18 protein-coding genes are annotated in these 19,200 nt (G+C 45.5%); 9 read left to right on the forward strand and 9 right to left on the reverse strand.

All coding sequences use genetic code 11. From position 1 onward, the window contains the following. Window positions 1-126: 126 nt before the first annotated feature. A complete protein-coding gene (locus MHN09_RS15725) occupies window positions 127-750 on the reverse strand; it encodes an RraA family protein (protein ID WP_187446906.1) in 624 nt (207 codons plus the stop codon). Window positions 751-1,001: 251 nt separating this feature from the next. On the opposite strand from MHN09_RS15725, the gene MHN09_RS15730 reads away from it, so the two are divergent. Together MHN09_RS15730 and MHN09_RS15735 are read left to right on the forward strand one after the other, a co-directional pair. Continuing rightward, window positions 1,002-3,068, forward strand: coding sequence for a M13 family metallopeptidase (locus MHN09_RS15730; protein WP_061486710.1), 2,067 nt, complete (start codon window positions 1,002-1,004; stop codon window positions 3,066-3,068). A 138-nt stretch (window positions 3,069-3,206) separates the two neighbouring features. Beyond that, window positions 3,207-3,899 (forward strand): lysoplasmalogenase, encoded by a 693-nt coding sequence (locus tag MHN09_RS15735; protein WP_239241381.1) that lies wholly within the window; start codon window positions 3,207-3,209, stop codon window positions 3,897-3,899. Here the strand turns inward: MHN09_RS15735 and MHN09_RS15740 are convergent. From MHN09_RS15740 to MHN09_RS15760, 5 genes are all read right to left on the reverse strand, one after another. Continuing rightward, window positions 3,896-4,294: an ACT domain-containing protein gene (locus MHN09_RS15740; protein WP_239241383.1), complete on the reverse strand. Its 399-nt coding sequence runs from the start codon at window positions 4,292-4,294 to the stop codon at window positions 3,896-3,898. The genes MHN09_RS15735 and MHN09_RS15740 overlap by 4 nt on opposite strands. A gap of 49 nt (window positions 4,295-4,343) precedes the next feature. Then, the gene (gene dbpA / locus MHN09_RS15745) at window positions 4,344-5,723 is read right to left on the reverse strand and encodes an ATP-dependent RNA helicase DbpA (RefSeq protein ID WP_014951051.1); all 1,380 of its coding nucleotides are present in this window, start codon (window positions 5,721-5,723) and stop codon (window positions 4,344-4,346) included. Next, entirely contained in the window at window positions 5,723-7,033 is a 1,311-nt protein-coding gene (locus tag MHN09_RS15750) for a transporter substrate-binding domain-containing protein (protein WP_239241384.1), read from the reverse strand. The genes dbpA and MHN09_RS15750 overlap by 1 nt, the downstream gene beginning before the upstream one ends. Next, window positions 7,003-8,049, reverse strand: coding sequence for a dihydroorotase (gene pyrC, locus MHN09_RS15755; protein WP_014951053.1), 1,047 nt, complete (start codon window positions 8,047-8,049; stop codon window positions 7,003-7,005). Before pyrC ends, MHN09_RS15750 begins: the two co-directional genes overlap by 31 nt. 98 nt (window positions 8,050-8,147) lie before the next feature. Next, window positions 8,148-8,690, reverse strand: a complete 543-nt coding sequence (locus MHN09_RS15760; RefSeq protein ID WP_239241385.1) for a lipocalin family protein — start codon at window positions 8,688-8,690, stop codon at window positions 8,148-8,150. Between the two features lie 256 nt (window positions 8,691-8,946). Here MHN09_RS15760 and MHN09_RS15765 point away from each other — a divergent pair, with 256 nt between their 5' ends. Both MHN09_RS15765 and MHN09_RS15770 read left to right on the forward strand, forming a co-directional pair. Further along, entirely contained in the window at window positions 8,947-9,897 is a 951-nt protein-coding gene (locus MHN09_RS15765) for an aldo/keto reductase (protein ID WP_052247451.1), read from the forward strand. 23 nt (window positions 9,898-9,920) lie between these two features. Further along, entirely contained in the window at window positions 9,921-10,304 is a 384-nt protein-coding gene (locus tag MHN09_RS15770; protein WP_014951056.1) for a VOC family protein, read from the forward strand. 78 nt (window positions 10,305-10,382) lie between these two features. Here the strand turns inward: MHN09_RS15770 and MHN09_RS15775 are convergent, their stop codons facing one another. Continuing rightward, window positions 10,383-11,201, reverse strand: coding sequence for a mechanosensitive ion channel domain-containing protein (locus MHN09_RS15775; RefSeq protein WP_014977631.1), 819 nt, complete (start codon window positions 11,199-11,201; stop codon window positions 10,383-10,385). 125 nt (window positions 11,202-11,326) lie between these two features. Further along, window positions 11,327-12,544: an MFS transporter gene (locus MHN09_RS15780; RefSeq protein ID WP_014980533.1), complete on the reverse strand. Its 1,218-nt coding sequence runs from the start codon at window positions 12,542-12,544 to the stop codon at window positions 11,327-11,329. A 279-nt stretch (window positions 12,545-12,823) separates the two neighbouring features. On the opposite strand from MHN09_RS15780, the gene MHN09_RS15785 reads away from it, so the two are divergent. Further along, the gene (locus tag MHN09_RS15785) at window positions 12,824-14,773 is read left to right on the forward strand and encodes an alpha-amylase family glycosyl hydrolase (RefSeq protein WP_239241386.1); all 1,950 of its coding nucleotides are present in this window, start codon (window positions 12,824-12,826) and stop codon (window positions 14,771-14,773) included. A 323-nt stretch (window positions 14,774-15,096) separates the two neighbouring features. Further along, on the forward strand, window positions 15,097-15,339 hold the full coding sequence (locus MHN09_RS15790) for a hypothetical protein (RefSeq protein WP_014951060.1): 243 nt from the start codon (window positions 15,097-15,099) through the stop codon (window positions 15,337-15,339). A 100-nt stretch (window positions 15,340-15,439) separates the two neighbouring features. Here MHN09_RS15790 and folE read toward each other — a convergent pair whose 3' ends face one another. Continuing rightward, window positions 15,440-16,123 carry a GTP cyclohydrolase I FolE gene (gene folE / locus MHN09_RS15795; RefSeq protein ID WP_014951061.1) on the reverse strand — a complete coding sequence of 228 codons (684 nt, stop codon included), beginning with the start codon at window positions 16,121-16,123 and terminating at the stop codon, window positions 15,440-15,442. Window positions 16,124-16,284: 161 nt separating this feature from the next. Here folE and folM point away from each other — a divergent pair, with 161 nt between their 5' ends. The 3 genes from folM (at window position 16,285) to MHN09_RS15810 (ending at window position 19,085) form a co-directional block, all read left to right on the forward strand. Then, complete coding sequence (gene folM / locus MHN09_RS15800) at window positions 16,285-16,992, forward strand: dihydromonapterin reductase (protein ID WP_014977635.1); 708 nt, start codon at window positions 16,285-16,287, stop codon at window positions 16,990-16,992. Between the two features lie 148 nt (window positions 16,993-17,140). Continuing rightward, on the forward strand, window positions 17,141-18,205 hold the full coding sequence (locus tag MHN09_RS15805; protein ID WP_014977636.1) for an agmatine deiminase family protein: 1,065 nt from the start codon (window positions 17,141-17,143) through the stop codon (window positions 18,203-18,205). Next, complete coding sequence (locus MHN09_RS15810; protein WP_039229281.1) at window positions 18,192-19,085, forward strand: carbon-nitrogen hydrolase; 894 nt, start codon at window positions 18,192-18,194, stop codon at window positions 19,083-19,085. Before MHN09_RS15805 ends, MHN09_RS15810 begins: the two co-directional genes overlap by 14 nt. Window positions 19,086-19,200 lie beyond the last annotated feature (115 nt).

The raw sequence follows: 19,200 nt of genomic DNA on the forward strand, positions 1-19,200 counted from the left end.
CCGCAAAGCTCATTTAACATTGGTTAATATTTGGCAAAGCTTATTGCCTAATGAAAAGCTTAGTGAAGGGTTTAGTAAAGCGCTTATCAAAAACCAGTCGAAGCATGGCGAGTTATCTGCAAACCTTCACTCTGCAAAGCCCAATTTAGCCAGTATGCTTTCCACTTTTTCAGCGTGCTCAGCCTGCCACTGTTCAAGTGACATGGAGCCATCTTTCTGGGCTCGCTTTTGGGCAATGTCATAGGCTGCTAGCGCCTCATCTCTTGGAATTGCTGCAATGCCCTCTTCGTCTGCAACAATGATATCTCCGGCGTGAACCGTTACACCAGCACAGGTAATCGGCTCATTTAACGGGGCTATACACTTTTTGGCTCCTGGCTTGGGTATAACGCCCCTGGCAAATACCGGGAATTTGTTGTCACGGGTTTCAGCAAGATCGCGTATAACACCATCAATCACGAAGCCTTTAATGCCGCGAGACTGGGCTATCGCGCAGACGTTACCGCCCGCAACAGCGAATTCATCATCGGCTTCCACAACAATAATGTCACCGGGGCTTGCGCGATATATCGCCGCATGCAGCATAAGATGGTCTCCCGGCTCACACTTAACGGTAAATGCTGGACCCGCAATGCGTGGCATGCCTTCCCACAATGGTTTTATCGCATAGTGCATGAACTGCTCTCTTGGCAGCGCATCGGCGTACTCACAGGGTGATACGCTATCGAAAGGGGTATTGTGTAAGTCCATCGCCGTTCCTTGAATGTTGTAGTGTGTGAAAAAAACACTATAGCGAAATTAGCCCTACAAGTTGTTACAAGCTGTGTATTTTCACTATAAACACTTTTTCTATCCCCCCCGCCATGCTAAAAATTAGTAAAAAGCGTGCACGCAATACGCCACACCATTCTTTCGAAGGGATGCACAGGTTTCGCAACGCACTAAAAACAATAAGCGACAAGCCCAAATGTCGCCCAATAAAATGAAAAGGAAAACTCGACATGTTACGTAGCGTTTTAAGCTTAAGCGTGGCACTGGCCCTCACGGCTTGTAGCCCACAAAATTCATCCACAGAACAACAGACACAGAGCGCGGCTACCGAAGAAGCTCAGCAACAGCTTTCTTCAGGTGTCATTAAAGAAAATATGGATCTGTCTGTTGACCCAGGTGATGACTTTTTCCGCTACGTAAACGGCAAGTGGTTTGATAATTTTGAAATACCGGCAGATAAATCGAGCTACGGTTCTTTCGTGATCCTTCGCGATGAAGCACAAGATCACGTTATGGATATTATAAAATCGTCTGCCGAAGGCGACTTTAAAGCGGGCAGCGACGAGCAAAAAGTCGGTGATTTTTACCGTGCCTATATGGACATGGAAACCCGCAACGAACTTGGTACGACGCCGCTAAAGCCTGAGTTAACTAAGATTGATGCCATTGAAGACTACACCGATCTTGCTGAGTATTTCGCTTATGCAGCTCGCTATGGCTACGGTACGCCGTTCAGCCTAACTCAATACCCTGACCTTAAGTCGCCAAAAGAATATTTGATGTACACGTGGCAGTCGGGCTTAGGCCTTCCTGAGCGCGAGTACTACTTCAAGGACGACGAAACATCACAAACCATTCGCGATGCCTACGTTAAACATATTCAAACCATGTTTGAGCTGGCGGGTTTCGACGCGCCTAAAGAAAGTGCGGATATGCTGTTCGCACTTGAGACTAAAATTGCTCAGCTACATATGAAAAAAGAGCAGGCCCGTAACTTTGCTGCCAACTATAACAAACTGACAATTGAAGAACTTAAAGCGTTGATGCCTAAGTTCGACTGGGACGCTTATCTTACTGAAGCAGACATTAGCGACATTCCTTCGCTAGGCATCCTGCAAAAAGACTACATGCAAAACATTGATGGCGTTATTGCAGATACCTCACTGGAAGATTGGAAAACGTTCCTTAAGTGGGGCTTGTTAAATGCTTCAGCCAGTCGCTTAAATGCCGAGCTTGATGAAGCAAACTTCAATTTTTACAGCAAAGTGCTTCGCGGTGTTGAAGAGCAACAGCCACAATGGCGTCGTGCAGTAAGCCTTTCAAATGCCCATGTAGGCGAGCTAATCGGTAAGGTTTATGTGAAACAGCACTTCCCGCCTGAAGCGAAAGATCGCATGATGGAAATGGTTAATAACCTGTTGTTAGCTTACAAAGAAAGTATCGAAAATCTTGATTGGATGACAGATGAAACTCGTGCACAAGCACTGGACAAGCTGTCTAAGTTTACCGTGAAAATTGGTTACCCAGACCAGTGGAGAGACTATTCAGCGCTGACAGTTAATGCCAGTGACCTGTTTGGAAACCTAAAGCGTTCTTCGGACGTGCTGTACGAAGAAATGCTTAAGAAACAAGGCGGCCCAGTGTGGACCCATGAATGGGGCATGACACCACAAACTGTTAATGCTTACTACAACCCTCCGCTAAACGAAATTGTATTCCCTGCGGCTATCCTTCAACCTCCGTTCTTTGACATGAACGCCGAAGATGCGGTTAACTACGGTGGTATTGGTGCGGTAATTGGTCACGAAATTGGCCATGGCTTTGATGATTCAGGGTCAACCTTTGACGGTGACGGCGTTCTGCGAAACTGGTGGACTGACGAAGATCGCGGCGAGTTTGAAGCACGCACTGCAAACTTGATTGAACAGTATAACCAGTTTGAGGTTCTGCCTGACTTGCACGTGAACGGTGAATATACCCTAGGTGAAAACATCGGCGACCTTGGCGGCATCAGCATCGCACTTAAAGCTTACCACCTGTCTCTTGATGGTGAAAAAGCGCCTGAACTAGACGGTTTCACTGGCGATCAGCGTGTATTCATTGGTTACGGCCAGGTTTGGGCAAGCAAATATCGCGAAGAAGCGTTGCGCAGCCAAGTACAAACCGATACCCATTCACCTACGAAGTTCCGCACTAACGGTGCTGTTCGCAACGTACCTGAATTCTACGAAGCGTTTAACGTGACCGAAGAAGATGCGTTGTATTTACCACCAGAAGAACGCGTGAAAATTTGGTAATTCGCGTACTCTAAACACAGTACATAGAAAGTAGCGTACTTAAAATACAATAGCTAAAGCCCCATGTTTGCTTCACCAAACTGGGGCTTTTTTTGTCGTGTTGAAGTGTATGACTGAGCAATTTCAAAAAGGCTAAATATGAATGTAAGAACAACTATTGTCTTTAGCAGCTTAGCGTTGATTTACCTGGCGACGCTGCCGCTTACCCCCTACGTGGCGCAATTCTTACCCAAAGCCCTGCCTATTGTGGTACTGGCAGTTTTCGCCTATACAAAACTTAGCGCCATGCCGCGATACATGGTGTTGACGGCGTTACTTTTTAGTCTTGCCGGAGATGTTAGTCTGGCCTTGCCCTTTGCTGATAGTTTTATTACCGGCTTGGCGTGCTTTTTTGTTGCCCATTTAACGTATGCTATGTGTTTTGCGTTGCTGCATCGCCGCCTACAAGAAACGCCCGGCGACCATATCATTTCGCGCAAACCAAAGTGGTTAATTAGTATTATTATGGTTAGCTTTGCCGTAATGATGGCAGTGCACATTCTGCCAGCGTCGAAAGCCTTGTTTTACCCTGTAGTCGCCTATATTAGCGTAATCACACTGATGGGTTTAACCGCAGTGTGGTTGGCTCAAACCAAGCTGATCGTAACCGGTGCGTTACTTTTTGTGATATCAGATTCCATTCTCGCCCAGTCGGTTTTCAAAACCCCGCTTCCACTGTCTACCTTTTGGGTAATGACAACTTACTATGGTGCCCAATATTGCTTAACCATGGGGCTGGTTGATGGTTTTTTGAGAAAAGAGAACAGGCAGGAAGAAAAGGGTCAGGCCTAGTTAGACAGCGAAGTTAAAACGTCTATCGCCAAGTCGGCTTTTTCAGCTGGCACAAAAATATGGTCGTGATAATAAGCGGCCACCACGTTGGCGCTAATTCCTGCCTTACCCAGCGCGGTGGACATAGCTGCAGTCATGCCTACCGCTTCCAAACTAGAATGTACTTCACAGGTTATACAGCAGTAATAACCTTCAAATGGCAAGTTAGCTTTCTCGGCTGCAACAACCGGAAGAATAAGGGTGGTGCCCTCGCGTTCCTGAAACATACCCTTAGCTACTGAAATTAACGTACTAGTTAAGCTATCAGCAGGCAAGTTAGTGAAAACGTAATCTTCACTACTCGCCACAGGATTCAGATTTTTCAGTAACACGCCCAAGTCAGTTTCAGCGACCACACTCAACCTTCCTTTGTATAACGTCAATACTTATTTATTGAAGCTCTTATTAAAGTTTTCGGGCTCTAATACGCTTTCCTTTGATCTTACCTTCTCTAAAGTGCGCCATGGCTTTTTTCACGCTTCGCGTTTTCACTGCGACAAAACTCATGCTGTTTTGCACTTTAATTTTGCCCAAGTCATCGCCAGGAATGCCCGCATCTTTGGTAAGTGCACCCACCAGATCGCCTGGGCGAAGCTTTTCTTTTTTACCCGCGCTTAGTGAAATACAGGTAAATTCAGGCTGAGTAATTTTGTTTTTATGAAAACGCAGGCTTTGTGCGCCTTTAAGTGGAATATCGCTTTCTTGCAATACTTCTATTTTTCGCAAAAAGTGCTCTTCGTCATCGCTGACTAGCGTGACCGCCATGCCCTGTGCGCCTGCTCGCGCCGTGCGACCAATGCGGTGAATATGGGTTTCCGGCTCTTCACTTACCGTGTAATTAATTACGCAGGCAACATCATCAATATCCAGCCCTCGCGCAGCTACATCGGTGGCAACAAGTACTTGTAGCGCATCGCTGGCGAACTGCATTAGCACCGATGTGCGTTGATGCTGTTCCAAGTCCCCCTGAAGTCCAGCTGCGCTAAAGCCATCTTCGATAAGCTCCTCAACCACTTCATTTACCTGAACCTTGCGGTTACAAAATACAATGGCATTTTTAGGTTGGTAGTGGGTAAGTACCGCTTTAAGCGCCTGAGTGCGTGTGTGCGGGAGCACGTTGTAGCCCAATTGGGTGATAGCGGGTTTACTGTCTTGAGACTCAACTTTACAGGTTACCGGGTTGTGCAGGTACTGCTTGGCTACACGCTCAATTTGTTCCGTAAAGGTTGCAGAAAACAATAGGGTTTGCACTTGTTTTGGCGTTTGACCGAAAATAATGCGTAAATCGTCTTCAAAGCCCATATCTAACATGCGATCGGCTTCATCGAGGACACGCAACTTTACGTTACTTAGGTCAATTCGACGCTTTTCCACATGGTCCATTACGCGACCCGGCGTGCCCACAATGATGTGAGGGCTATGTTTCAGTGACTGAATCTGCGGCCCCATAGGCTGGCCACCACATAACGTGGTCACTTTAATATTACCGATGTTCTTAGCCGCCGAACGGCACTGCTGAGCCACTTGATCAGCAAGCTCTCGGGTAGGACAAAGTATGATAGCCTGCGTGGTAAAATCATTCACTTCTACGTGCTGCAAGGCAGGAATTACAAAGCACAGAGTCTTGCCGCTGCCCGTCTGCGCTTGGCCTATCACATCTTTCCCCTGCAACGCCTCAGGGAGCGATTGTGCCTGTATAGGGGAAAGTTGGTAAATGCCTTGTGAGTCTAGCGCCTTGGTGATGGCAGGGTTTATATCTAAATGCTTAACTGTTTCAACTGTCATTAATTTGGGTTCCAAAGGTGCACTACACCATGTTCGGTATGATGAGCTATGCCGTATTCTTGGGACACCATGTCACTCCAGGAAGAAAGCTGCTCATTAAACTTGTCACTCATTTTCACACCGGCCGCCGCTAACTTGAGCTTCTCTAAAACCAAAACACAGGTGTCTTTCTTCGACAGTGCTAGGTAGGCCGTTGAAATGTCGTACTTACTCGATAGGGTTATTGTCTCACATTTAAATTGTTTTGGGTTACATCCAAAGTCAATTGCCCCCTGAGAACCGAAAATAGTATCAATTTCGTTGTTGATCAGTGCGTCCACTAATGCCTGCCACGAATCATAGGCTTTTACTTTGAAGCCATTCTCTATCGCAACATTATAGCGGTAGTCTTCCAATAAGGTACCAACCCTGAAGTTCTTTGGTACGTTGGCAAAGGATTCAAAATAGGGCTTATCAATGCCGTACAGTCCATGAAGGTTTCTTGATACCGGCGTTACCCAGTGAAACACGCTTTCTCTTTCATGCGTGCGAATTACTGAGAATACCAATACGTTAGACTTGGTCATTGCTTCCTTTGCAATACGTTCCCATGGCGCGGAAAGGATACTCTGCTTGAGCGTCATCTCATCTAATATGTCTCTGACCAAGTCTGCAGCAATGCCTTTAAGCTTTCCTCGCTCTCCCACCTCTGAAAAAAGTGGCACAATGTCGGCGATGACCCAAAGATTGTCGGTATTAGCATGCAGCTCACCTGCTAAGCTTAGTGTTCCAAAAGTAAGTATTGTGGCCGGGAAAGATGCTTTCAGTTCATCCCGCATTGCGCTAGCAAGCAATGTGAAGTCGTCTGAACCTTTGTATTGAGCAATCAGCTCGCTCATCCGCTCTGCAATATCGGCAGAACCTTCACTTTTGCTCAGTGCGATATAGCTCACTGCTATTGTCGTTGCCTGACTGCCCGCATTAGGCGTACAACGAACATTATTTCCACATTCAAAGGCAAATAGCGGCGTGATCCAATAATAACTATCTTCGTTATTTTCATCTCTGATCAAATTGATAAGGACGTCGGCACTATTCGATAAAGTGTTAGTAGCAGGCGTTAAATCAATGCCATTTTTTGATAAGGCATTTTTAAACACTGTGAGTGAGTAAGATTGAATACTCTGCTTCTCAGAGGGAGAAAGGGTACTTGGTAAATCGGGGGCGTGAGAGTAAGAGAATGCTTGTGCCCAAGTGGATGAACTCCACAGGGCACATAAACAGACAATAACAACAAAAACTACGCTTGAAATGCCTTTTCTAATTTCCACTGCAACGTTTGCCCCGCATAAAATGGAACCATATCGGTGCCATCAGCTAGGGTTACTTGTTCTGGCACCGTCCACGACTCTTTCACTAATGTCATTGTAGTCGTATTTCGTGGTAAACCATAAAAATCTGCACCGTAATGGCTAGCAAATCCTTCAAGCTTATCTATTGCGCCTAGCTGCTCGAACACTTCGGCATAAAGCTCAATTGCAGACCATGCGCTATAACAACCCGCGCAGCCGCAAGCATTTTCTTTTTTATGTTTTGCATGAGGTGCCGAGTCGGTACCTAGGAAGAATTTTTTGTTGCCGCTTGCCACCATATCGCGCAACGCTTTCTGATGCGTGTTGCGTTTTAGCACTGGCAAGCAATAGTTATGAGGGCGTACGCCGCCAACCAGTAAATCGTTGCGGTTTAACAATAAGTGCTGAGGGGTAATGGTGGCTCCAACAAATTCGCTGGCGCCCGCTACGAAGCTTGCGGCATCTGCTGTCGTAATATGCTCAAACACCACTTTCAGCTTAGGGAATGCGTCAACGATAGGCCCTAAATGGGTATCAATAAATACTTTCTCACGGTCAAAAATATCAATGTGATGCTCTGTCACTTCACCGTGTATCAACAATAGCAAACCTTGCTCTTGCATGGCTTGGAATACGGGGTATAAAGCCTGAATGCCTTTTACAGCCGCATCTGAGTTAGTAGTGGCCCCTGCAGGATATAGCTTACACGCAGTTACGCCCGCTTGTTTTGCATCGATAATGTCTTGAGGTGTAGTTTGATTAGTAAGGAATAAGGTCATTAATGGCTCAAAGCTACTACCTTTAGGTCGCGCAGCTTCAATTCGCCCTTTGTACGCCATGGCCATTTCAGCATTAACCACCGGTGGTACAAGGTTTGGCATAACAATAGCGCGCTGGAAACAACGTGCGGTTGCAGGCACTGTTTCAGCTAGCATTTCGTTATCGCGAAAGTGAAGGTGCCAATCGTCTGGCGTAGTAATGGTGAGCGTTTGCATGCCTTGTCTCTCTTAGTACTTATTCAAACAGAGGGGAAGATGCGCGCAATAATAGCACAATTCCCATTTTGCGCGCAGAACAACTCGCTCGAAAGTGGCTATGAATTCTCTTCGCCGTGCTCTACCCAAATAAGCTTGCTAACGTCGTACCCAGCCGATGTCGCTTTTTCTAGTAAACGGGTGCGAACTTCATCTGAAATAGAAGGTGTTCGCGCTAAAATCCAAAGGTAGTCTTTATCTGGGCCTGTTATCAAAGCATATTGATAACCTTCTTTATCTAGCTCCATAATTACATAGCTGGCGTAAAATGGGCCAAAGAACGATACTTTCAGATGCCCTGTCGTTTCAGACTCTACAAAATACGCTTTGCCCTCGGCTTCATCCCATCCATTTTCTTCTACTGAAAAACCGCGATTAATTACCTTGACCCCTCCGTCATCGCGCATGCTATAGGTTGCCGTAACTTCGCTTAATCCTTCTTCGAAGCTATGGTCAAAGCGCGCTATTTCATACCACTTCCCTAAATAACGAGGAAGCTCAAAGCCTTCAACCGGCACTACCTTGTCAGGTACGCCAGTACAGCCAGACAAGCCCACACACACCATACCCGCCATAATCATTGAAACTAACTGCTTAAACATATGCCCTCTTTTCCTTGAACTCAGCTTTTTAAAAAGCCCACTGATTAATTTAAATACACGCCTACATCGCAAAAATGATCTTTATCGGTGCTGCAACACCATAAACCTTCAAGCTAGGCTAACGGTCGACAGTAAAAATACGCTCGCCTAATCAGACTTTTCTTATCGCTTGGACCATATTACAGTGCTTTTAAAACAAGCCTTGAGCTAATACAGGCCCTGCCCACTCGATATTCTCAAACAGGGAGAAAATGACATGAATGCACACTTTCCACACGCAAGCCGCTTAATATATGGATGCATGGGCTTAGGTGGCGGTTGGAACGACAAACCGGCAACCAAAGCCGATATAAGCCAAGCAAGAAGCATCATTGATACTGTGCTGAGTTTAGATATTAATGTGTTTGATCATGCTGATATTTATACGTTCGGCAAAGCCGAAACGGTTTTTGGTGAAGCGCTCAAGCAAGCGCCCGAATTAAAAGACAAAATGATTATCCAATCTAAATGTGCAATACGATTTGAGGATGATTTAGGACCAAAGCGTTACGACTTTTCAGCAAATCACATTCACACGTCGGTTGAAGGCATTCTCTCTAGATTAGGAATAGAACAGCTTGATATACTGCTGCTGCATCGTCCAGATCCACTTATGGAGCTAGACGAAGTCGCCGGTACACTGAAGCTGCTTCAGCAGCAAGGTAAAATAAAGCATGTTGGCGTTTCAAACATGCATGGTCACCAAATTAATTACCTGCAGTCTGCACTTTCCACACCTATTATTGCCAACCAACTTGAAATGAGCCTTGGCTTTAGAGACTGGTTAGAAGACGGTATTACTACCAACAGTGCTGCTAATCGCGATACAGGTTATGCGCCCGGTACACTTGAATACTGCATGATGAACAACGTGCAACTTCAGGCATGGGGAAGCTTGGCACAAGGTAGATACACAGGTGCAAAAGTTGAAAATAGTAATGACCGTGCAACAGCAGACTTAGTGGCTCAACTTGCAGGTGAATATCAAACTACACCTGAAGCGATTGTTTTGGCCTGGTTGATGCGACATCCTGCCAACATTGCGCCCGTTTTGGGCAGTACCAATATTGACAGAATTAAAGCAAGCCAAAAGGCTGAAGATGTTCATTTAAGTCGAGAGCACTGGTACAAGTTATTTGAGGCTGCTCGCGGTCAAGAGATGCCGTAAGCATAAATATTAAGGAAATTAAGATGCTGAAAGGCTTTCACCACGTTGCTATCATTTGTAGTGACTACCCTCGCTCAAAGACGTTTTACACGGACGTGTTGGGCTTCTCGATTATTGATGAAAACTACCGTGAAGCCAGAGACTCTTACAAATGTGACCTCGCGTTACCTGATGGCAGTCAGATTGAGCTTTTTTCGTTTCCGGGGGCACCGCAAAGACCGTCGCGCCCAGAAGCGCAAGGACTTAGGCACTTAGCGTTCAAGGTGGACAACCTTGATGAAATGATCAACCACCTAACGAATAAGCGGGTTGAATGCGAGCCAGTGAGAACCGATGAATACACCGGCAAACGCTTTACATTTTTCCAAGATCCTGACGGTTTACCTCTAGAGCTATACGAAATCTAAAAATCGCGTAGCCGTTATAGAAAAATGCCGAATAAGGGGGCTCTTATTCGGCATTTTTATCAATAGCGATACAAACTTTTATTGGTCGAGCATCCTGACTTCCCGCTGCGGGAATGGTATTTCAATATCATGCTGCTGAAGGGCATTAAAAATGGCTTGGTTTAGTGCATAGCGCACTTCGAAATGCCTTACAGCTGGCGCCCAAACCCGAATACCAAAGTTAATACTGCTGTCGCCAAAATTATCTACACCAATGGCGGGTGACTTTTCTTCGCTGACTCCATCTACTGTTTCAACAGCCTTGCGAATCACATCGATTACCTCATCGACCTTACTGGAATAGGCAACGCCAATTTCAAGTTCAATCAACATGTTCTCTGCAGAATTATGCAAGATTTCACCGACTATCAGTTTGTTGGGTATTTGGATGTGAACATTGTCTTCGTCAATAAGAATGGTATAGGGCAACATGACTTGATCGACCACCCCTGCAACACCACGCACGCGGATAGTGTCGCCAACAACGAAAGGACGGGTAATAATTATGGTAAAGCCAGCGGCATAATTGGCCAACATACCTTGAATAGCTAAACCTGCCCCTAAACCTACAGCACCTACGGCGGCTATAAGTGGGGTTACGCTAATGCCCACATTACCTAATGCTATAATTATTACGATACCCAATACCACTAGCTTGCTGGCACCGCCGGTAAAGCGGCTCAGCGTAATATCGATATTTCTGCTGACCATCAGGTTTTCAACCATGTGGCCTATTTTATTGGCCACCCACCAGCCAAGCAGAAAAATAATGATGGCGCCTACAATTTGGAAACTGTAGGTCACTGCAAATTCTACAAGAGTGTCGTAGAGGGCTTGCGCTTGTTTTAACTCATCCATGGAACGTGATTAGACTAGAAACTGATAGGAATAACCGAAGCTTAAACAACAACGTGAGGAAAAACCAGTGCCGAGAGCAAGCCCGGCACGTTACGGTTTTAAGGAATAAAGAGCGAGCATTGCATTTAGTTGGCGTATTCGCTTGCCTCAATTTCCGCTAAACGTTCTTTGGTAGGGTTCTTAATGTAGTTATACACCAAGCCAACAAAGAGCACGGCAGCAAAACCCGTGGCTACCATAAAGCCATACTTGGCGTCGCCACCGTTGGCGTCGCTCACCAGGCCCATGATGAAAGGCCCTGCAGCCGCACCTGCTGCGGTGAAGAACAAGATTACTCCGGCTACGCTTCCGTGTTGATGTTTTGGGAAACAGCTTATGCCTTTTGAGTTAAAGGTAGGATAAATTACTGACATAAAAATGCCCGTTAGCGGGAATAGAAACAACGCAAGCTGTTTTCCGCCCCACAAACCAAGACCGAAACACAGTACAATAGCACCAGTGAACACCATAAGAACCAATGCCCAGTTGAAGTGAGACATCATCCAGATGCCTACGAAACGCCCTGCAGCACGAAGGATAAAGAATGCCGTTACCGAGTATATTGCAAGGGTCTGAGAGAAGCCTTCAGTATAACAATCATAGGTCGCTTTAAGCGTAGTCGCGTCGCACACTAAATAACTCGGCATCCACACATAAATGGCGCTTTCTGCGGCGACATATAAAAACGCGCCTACTGAAAATCCTAAAGCATAGGGGTTTTTCACTAAACTTAAGCTCTGCGCTATCGATACTTTCTTTTCACCTGAGGCTGTATCGCGAGTGTAAGCGGGGTATTTCACCAGCAAAGCTCCGATTATAAGTAGCGTACAAACACCACCGGCGATTACATAAAGCCACTGCCATGCAACGCCTTGATGGATAAGATAAGCGACAATAAGAGGCCCGATAATTGCGCCAACGCCAAAGAAGGCTTCTGCACCATTCATAGTTGCTGTGTGCTGCTTGGTCGATGTTGAAATATCACCGATGAGCGCCAGCGCACCTGTTTTAAAGATGCCCACGGCAACGCCAGATAAGCTCATTAAACTTACAATCAACACAAAGTCGTTAGCAATTAAGAAGCTGTAGCATGCAAGGCCAAACAACGCTAAACCAATGATAATGGTAGGCTTGCGGCCTAACTTATCAGCCAAGAAACCTAGGAATAGACCCGATAAGGCAATACCTAACATGGGGAGTGAATGCATTAAGCTTGCTTGAGCATTGGTGACAGAGAACGCCACTTTCACTTCTTTGATTATCTCGCCTACCGAGTCTGACGTCATCGCAAACATCATAAACATTAGGTAGGTTAGCCATCTGATAATTCTGCTACTAGGATCATGATTGGGCATAGTCTGTCTCACAAGCACGGTATGAAAGGCCTTGTTCAGCCCTTCTAAACTTCACAAAAACACGTTGATCATTGCACGCATTCAGTAGGTCAAAAATAACGATGTAATAAACTTGATAAATGAGCTTAATCGTTTAAGATAAAAGTTAACAGAATTTAAAAAGCCTGTAAACCTGTTAATTAGGATAGGTTGTATGACGCACCTAAGCGTCGCACTTTGGAGTTTTCTATGAGCTATGCTGCTGACAGTGGTGTATGTTTAGACCGAATCTTGGCATCAACCGATTTATCTGGTCTAAGTAAGAAAGATGCAACAACTTTTACGCGTCGCTTGAAGGAACATTTTCCTCGTCTTTTTGACAAATATACCTACGTTTATGGGCACCAGTATGACTGCTACTTTCATTTACAAAAACTGGTTGAAATATTAAGAGACGGGTTAAAAAGCCGTAAACCAGCCCTCAAAAAGCTTGATAATGAAAGGTTAAAAAACCCGCTTTGGTATCGCGATGAACAGCAAGTCGGCATGGCCTGTTATGTTGACCTGATGGGCCCCACTCTGAATGACTTGCATGACAAAATTCCCTACTTTAAGTCTTTAGGCGTTACCTATGTGCACTTAATGCCTTTATACGATGCGCCCAAAGGGGATAGCGATGGAGGATATGCTGTGTCGGATTATCGCAAGGTTAATCCAACGCTAGGCACAGTGAAAGACCTGGAAAAGCTTGCTTCAGCACTTCAGAAAGAGGGAATAAATCTTGTTCTCGACTTTGTGTTCAATCATACCTCTGACGAGCACGCTTGGGCGAAAGCTGCACTGGCAGGTGAGAAGCAGTTTCAAGACTACTACTACCTTTTCGATGACAGAACCATTCCCGATCAGTACGAACATACTTTAAGAGAAATATTTCCCCAGGTAAGAAGAGGTAGCTTTACCTTTAATGAACAGATAGAGAAATGGGTATGGACGACATTTAACAGCTTTCAATGGGATTTAAACTACAGTAACCCTGAGGTGTTTAACGCTATCACGTCTGAAATGTTGTTTCTGGCCAATATAGGTAGCGCTGCACTGCGTTTAGATGCGTTGGCCTTTATTTGGAAAGAGCTTGGTACTAACTGCGAAAATCAGGAAAAGGCCCACGTACTTATACAAGCGTTCAACTGTTGCTTACAAATTGTAGCGCCTGCCGTGGTCTTTAAGTCAGAAGCCATCGTGCACCCTGACGAAGTACTTAAGTACATCGACAAAGATGAGTGTCAGCTATCCTACAACCCTTTGCTAATGGCACTGCTATGGAACTCGTTAGCCACGCGTAAAACCCGTTTGCTTACGCGCTCAATGAAAAAGAGCTTCTCTATTTCTGAGAACTGCACATGGGTGAACTACGTGCGATGCCACGACGATATCGGATGGACCTTCGACGACGCGGTAGCCAACGAACTGGGTATTAACGCATTCGATCACCGCCATTTTCTTAATCAATTTTATACCGGTCGTTTTGAAGGAAGTTTTGCCAACGGCGTGCCGTTTGCTGAAAACCCTTCTAACGGCGATTGTCGTGTATGTGGTTCACTGGCCTCTTTGTGTGGGCTAGAAGGCGCGCTTAAATCCAACGATTCAAAAGGCATTGATGACGCTGTGAAACGAATGATGCTGCTTTACGGTATCACCTTTAGCATTGGAGGTATTCCGCTACTTTACTCTAGTGATGAAGTAGGCAAGCTTAATGACTACAGCTATCGATTTGATGACACCAAAAAGCACGACGACAGATGGGTAAACCGAATTGCTGTTACCCGCGCAGATACAGAATTAGCGCTAGGAAACACGTCGCCTGCCAACCCTACAGAGACTGCGAGCCTTCGCGTGTTTAACGGATTGCGCAAAATGATAGCAATTAGAAAGCAGAATGCGATTTTCGGGCAGTCTAGCACCCAAATTTTAGATGCCGATAACCATCATTGCTTTGCTTTTCTTCGGGAAAATACACAGGGTCACAAGCTGCTTGTGATATGTAACTTCAGTGAGCACCCTCAGACCATTCAGCGTAGCCTTTTGGCAACACTAAAGGGCGCATCAGGCCGAGATTTGCTAACTGATGAAACTGTCGAAATGAATGCTTCACCACTATTGCTTGAGCCTTTTCAACAAATGTGGCTTCTTGCTGATTAAAGTTCGAGCTTTCGCCATATCTTGCTAATTGCTGTTTGAAAAGTGGTTAGCAAGTTATCCGCGGCTTAGTCGCCAAATTAATTATCTTTACTGCCAGTGACTTATCGAATAAGTCATTTTTTCACAGGCACACCAATAAATACCCACTATACTTTTTATAGTGAATAGATAGTTCACGTAGCTTCCGCATAACTTTGGTAACTTGGCCTGTGTTTGACTGGCTCTCAAACTGATTGACGCGGAAGTAGCACTCTTCTTGTTGTGTGTGGTTTGTTTCTTGCTTCACGCAGAAGTATTACACAGCGGGATTCGACTTATGTCATATGGATATGTTTAACATGGTAACGGATAAAACGATGCAAAGTGATAGTGCTTTGGAATACATGTGCCCGTATTGCGGCGCAATAAATGACTTCCAGTTAGAAACAGTTCGCGACATGTATCACGAACAGCATGAATCTTGTGGGTGCTGCAATAAAGTACTCAGTTTAACGGCGGCCGATGGTATTGGTGGCCGTATCAATTTGATTGTCGATTCACTGGATGCAGAGCTTGTTATCAAATAAAGCGCATTGGAAAGCGTAGCAAAATGTTAGCAAACAAAAAGCCGCTTCATGAGCGGCTTTTAAAGTTCTTGAATAAAGTTCCGAAACAAACAACCATTAACTACCGAAAGAACTCTCGTTTCAATTCATTATCAGTAAGGAAACGGCCGCCGAGCGCAGACGTTTTCGTATATGAATTAGTATCACGGATCCCTCTCGCCTTAACGCAATAGTGCGTGGCGTTAATGCTCACCGCTACGTCTTCAGTATTGGTCAACGTCTGCAACGCAACTAACACTTGTTGAGTTAAACGCTCTTGTACCTGTGGACGTTGAGCAAAGAAACCCACAAGGCGATTAATCTTTGAAAGGCCGATTACTGTGTCTTTTGGAATATAAGATACGGTTGCCGTGCCATCAATAGTAACAAAGTGGTGTTCGCAGGTGCTGGTCAGGCTTATATCAGATACCTGTACAGGCTGGTCAATCTGCATCTTGTTTTCAATGGCAGTAATCTTAGGAAATTTGCGGTAGTCCAATCCACCGAAGATTTCATTAACATACATTTTAGCGATTCGCGTGGGCGTATCACACAAACTGTCGTCAGTTAGATCAAGGCCAAGCGTGTCCATTACGTCACGCATAGCACTTTCAATTCGTTTGCGCTTTTGCTCGTCAGTAAGACCATTAGCCACCATAGGTGTTTCTAAACCTTTGGCTTCTAATGCTTCTCGTACACGTTGTGCTGGCTCTGAAATAGAGGGGTCTAGTGCGTCGCGCACAATTACCGCTTCTTTTGCTAACATTACTTTATCCGTAGTTACTTCTTTTTTGATCTTGTACGAGCATGAGTTCGTTACAGATCGATTACTTGGCAACATGACTTTTATTTAATGTCATTGCTACCGACTGTGCATTTGGCACAGAATAATAAAACCGTTACCTTTTACGAAAGAAGGACATCATCTTGAATTCACCTGTGTTAATTACAGGCGCAAGTCAACGTTTAGGCTTAGCTATGGCCAATAGTTTACTTGACCAGGGCCACCACGTTGTCGTGACTTATCGAACACTTCGTCCAAGTATTTCAATGCTTGAGGATAAAGGTGCTACAGTCTTACAGGCGGATTTTAGCACTGAGGCGGCTATTGATCGAGCAATTGATGAGATTAAGGCAATCAGTAAAACCTATCGAGCGGTGATCCACAACGCGTCAGATTGGGCGCAAGAAAAAGATAACCATGACAAGCATAGCTTGATTGAACGAATGATGTTGGTCCATGCTGTTGCCCCTTACCGCATAAACTTGGCACTTGAAAAGGCTCTTTGTGATTGCGACGTTCAATCTGACATTATTCATATGACTGACTACGTTCAAGAAACAGGCAGCGAGAAACACATGGCTTATGCGGCAAGTAAGGCAGCCCTGCACAACCTGACCCTATCATTTGCTAAGAAGCTAGCACCAAAGGTAAAAGTAAATAGCATTGCCCCAGCTTTGCTTATGTTCAATGAGGGTGATGACGAAGCTTATAAGCAAAAAGCGTTAGAAAAATCACTGTTAGAGATAGTACCGGGGGCGCAAGAGGCCGTGAAAGCCGTGAACTATTTATTTGATAGTGACTATGTGACAGGGCAAACCCTTCACCTCAACGGTGGGCGGCATTTAAAATAAAGACTGCCCCTTTTTTCTGTCATTTCAGTTGTCCTCATGGCTTAAAGTAATCGTCACCGCCAATTAATTTCATCGCCATTTGCCTTGGTCTCATGCTGAGGCATGGCTATAATCCGAACCCTATTTCGTAGCTATTTGGAATTTTACTATGCACGGCAACCGTACTATGGCGCCTGAATGGCATAACATTGATGCTGTTATGTTAGCGTGGCCTCATGCGCAAACCGACTGGGCTCCATGGTTAGAAGACGCGAGAGCGACGTATCTGAACGTGATTGCTGCAGTAAACCGCAACGATGCGGGTGTGATTTTATTATGTGCGCCGAGTGACGTAGACGATCTTAATTCTCGTTTACCAGAGAACGCTCGAGTGCTTATTGTTCCTGCCTCGTTTAACGACACATGGATGCGCGACTACGGCTTCATCACCTGTAAAGACAGTGAAGGCAATGGCTCGCCGGTAGAATTTCGCTTTAACGGTTGGGGCAATAAGTTTAACGCCGCTGAAGATAATCTGGCGAATCAGCGTTACCTTGCCAGCATGTGTAAATCTGTACTTCGCAGCAGCCCAATTGTGGCAGAAGGTGGCGCGCTGGAAATTGATGAAGACGGACACCTATTAAGTACTGCCCAGTGTTTACTTAACCCTGAGCGTAATGGTGATATGTCGCTAAGCGCTTACGAAGATGCATTTAAAGATATGCTAGGCTGCAGCAAAGTTACTATTTTGCAGCATGGTCATTTAGAAGGCGATGATACTGACGGTCACATCGACACATTAGTGCGTTTCACGCCGAACAAAGGCCTAGTTATCCAGGCGTGTAACAACCGTCCTAATGACAGTCACTTTGAAGGGTTGAAAGCGTTGTGCGACGAGTGCGCCCTTGAGCTGCCTGAGCATGAACAGTTTCATCTGCCGCTGCCTAATATTGTAAATGACGAAGGGGATCGCCTGCCGGCATCGTACGCAAATTACTTAATTTGTAACAACGCAATATTATTGCCTGTTTACGGTGAAGAGGAAGACGCAGAAGCCATTGAGACTGTACAAAGAGCACATCCCAATCATATTGTTGAACCAATCGATTGCAGTGTACTCGTAAGACAATACGGCAGCTTGCATTGCATTTCCATGCAGGTTCCCACAAATACATTAAAAGATTCGATTATCACCACCTTAAAGAAAGGAGTGTCATTACATGCGCCCAGCTAAGCTAAAAGTGGGTCTGGTACAACAGGCCGTTGCCGATAACGATAAAGCAACGAACTGGAATAAAAGTGCCGAGCAAATTGCCAAATTAGCCGCTGAAGGATGCGAGTGTATTTTGCTTCAAGAACTACACAGCACCCTGTATTTTTGCCAGCAAGAAGATACTGACGCCTTTGATTTGGCTGAACCAATTCCTGGACCTGCGACAGAATTTTTTGGTGAACTAGCCGAAAAACACAATATCGTGTTGGTGACATCTTTATTTGAAAAGCGCGGTTCAGGTTTGTATCACAACACCGCAGTCGTGTTCGACCGCAGTAAAGAAATTGCGGGCAAATATCGTAAAATGCATATTCCTGATGACCCAGGCTTTTACGAGAAGTTTTACTTCACACCGGGCGATATGGGCTTCACGCCTATTGAAACCAGCGTAGGTAAACTTGGCGTATTGGTGTGTTGGGACCAGTGGTATCCAGAAGCGGCGCGCCTAATGGCGATGGCAGGTGCGGACTTGTTGTTCTACCCTACCGCAATCGGCTGGGATTTAACTGACACAGAAGAAGAACGTACCCGTCAGCATGGTGCATGGGAAACCATTCAGCGCTCTCACGCTGTGGCAAACTCAGTACCGGTTATCGTGGCAAACCGCACTGGATTTGAAGCGTCACCTGTTGAAGGTGATCCAGGTATTCAGTTCTGGGGACAAAGCTTTGTAGCAGGCCCGCAAGGTGAGATTTTGGCCAAAGCCGAAGCTGAAGGTGAAACCACGCTAACCGTAGAGCTTGATATGGAACGTACCGAACAGGTGAAGCGCATTTGGCCTTACTTCCGCGACCGCCGCATAGACGCCTATGACGAGCTAACCAAGCGCTGGCGCGATTAACCTAAATAATGGGGTTAAATAATGGGGTCAGAGTCTGAGGGATCCCCACGAATTTAATTCCATGTGCCTGCGGTCCAGGCCCCGTCGACTATGGAGCTGTACCATTTGAGTGCAG

This window comes from Alteromonas sp. MmMcT2-5, from assembly GCF_022348315.1.
Taxonomy (GTDB): Bacteria; Pseudomonadota; Gammaproteobacteria; order Enterobacterales; family Alteromonadaceae; genus Alteromonas; species Alteromonas macleodii.

Coding starts and splice junctions, on each gene's coding strand:
- MHN09_RS15725 (WP_187446906.1), bottom strand. CDS start 750: ATGGACTTACACAATACCCCTTTCGATAGCGTATCACCCTGTGAGTAC.
- MHN09_RS15730 (WP_061486710.1), top strand. CDS start 1,002: ATGTTACGTAGCGTTTTAAGCTTAAGCGTGGCACTGGCCCTCACGGCT.
- MHN09_RS15735 (WP_239241381.1), top strand. CDS start 3,207: ATGAATGTAAGAACAACTATTGTCTTTAGCAGCTTAGCGTTGATTTAC.
- dbpA (WP_014951051.1), bottom strand. CDS start 5,723: ATGACAGTTGAAACAGTTAAGCATTTAGATATAAACCCTGCCATCACC.
- pyrC (WP_014951053.1), bottom strand. CDS start 8,049: ATGCAAACGCTCACCATTACTACGCCAGACGATTGGCACCTTCACTTT.
- MHN09_RS15760 (WP_239241385.1), bottom strand. CDS start 8,690: ATGTTTAAGCAGTTAGTTTCAATGATTATGGCGGGTATGGTGTGTGTG.
- MHN09_RS15765 (WP_052247451.1), top strand. CDS start 8,947: ATGAATGCACACTTTCCACACGCAAGCCGCTTAATATATGGATGCATG.
- MHN09_RS15770 (WP_014951056.1), top strand. CDS start 9,921: ATGCTGAAAGGCTTTCACCACGTTGCTATCATTTGTAGTGACTACCCT.
- MHN09_RS15775 (WP_014977631.1), bottom strand. CDS start 11,201: ATGGATGAGTTAAAACAAGCGCAAGCCCTCTACGACACTCTTGTAGAA.
- MHN09_RS15780 (WP_014980533.1), bottom strand. CDS start 12,544: ATGTTTATGATGTTTGCGATGACGTCAGACTCGGTAGGCGAGATAATC.
- MHN09_RS15785 (WP_239241386.1), top strand. CDS start 12,824: ATGAGCTATGCTGCTGACAGTGGTGTATGTTTAGACCGAATCTTGGCA.
- MHN09_RS15790 (WP_014951060.1), top strand. CDS start 15,097: ATGGATATGTTTAACATGGTAACGGATAAAACGATGCAAAGTGATAGT.
- folE (WP_014951061.1), bottom strand. CDS start 16,123: ATGTTAGCAAAAGAAGCGGTAATTGTGCGCGACGCACTAGACCCCTCT.
- MHN09_RS15805 (WP_014977636.1), top strand. CDS start 17,141: ATGCACGGCAACCGTACTATGGCGCCTGAATGGCATAACATTGATGCT.
- MHN09_RS15810 (WP_039229281.1), top strand. CDS start 18,192: ATGCGCCCAGCTAAGCTAAAAGTGGGTCTGGTACAACAGGCCGTTGCC.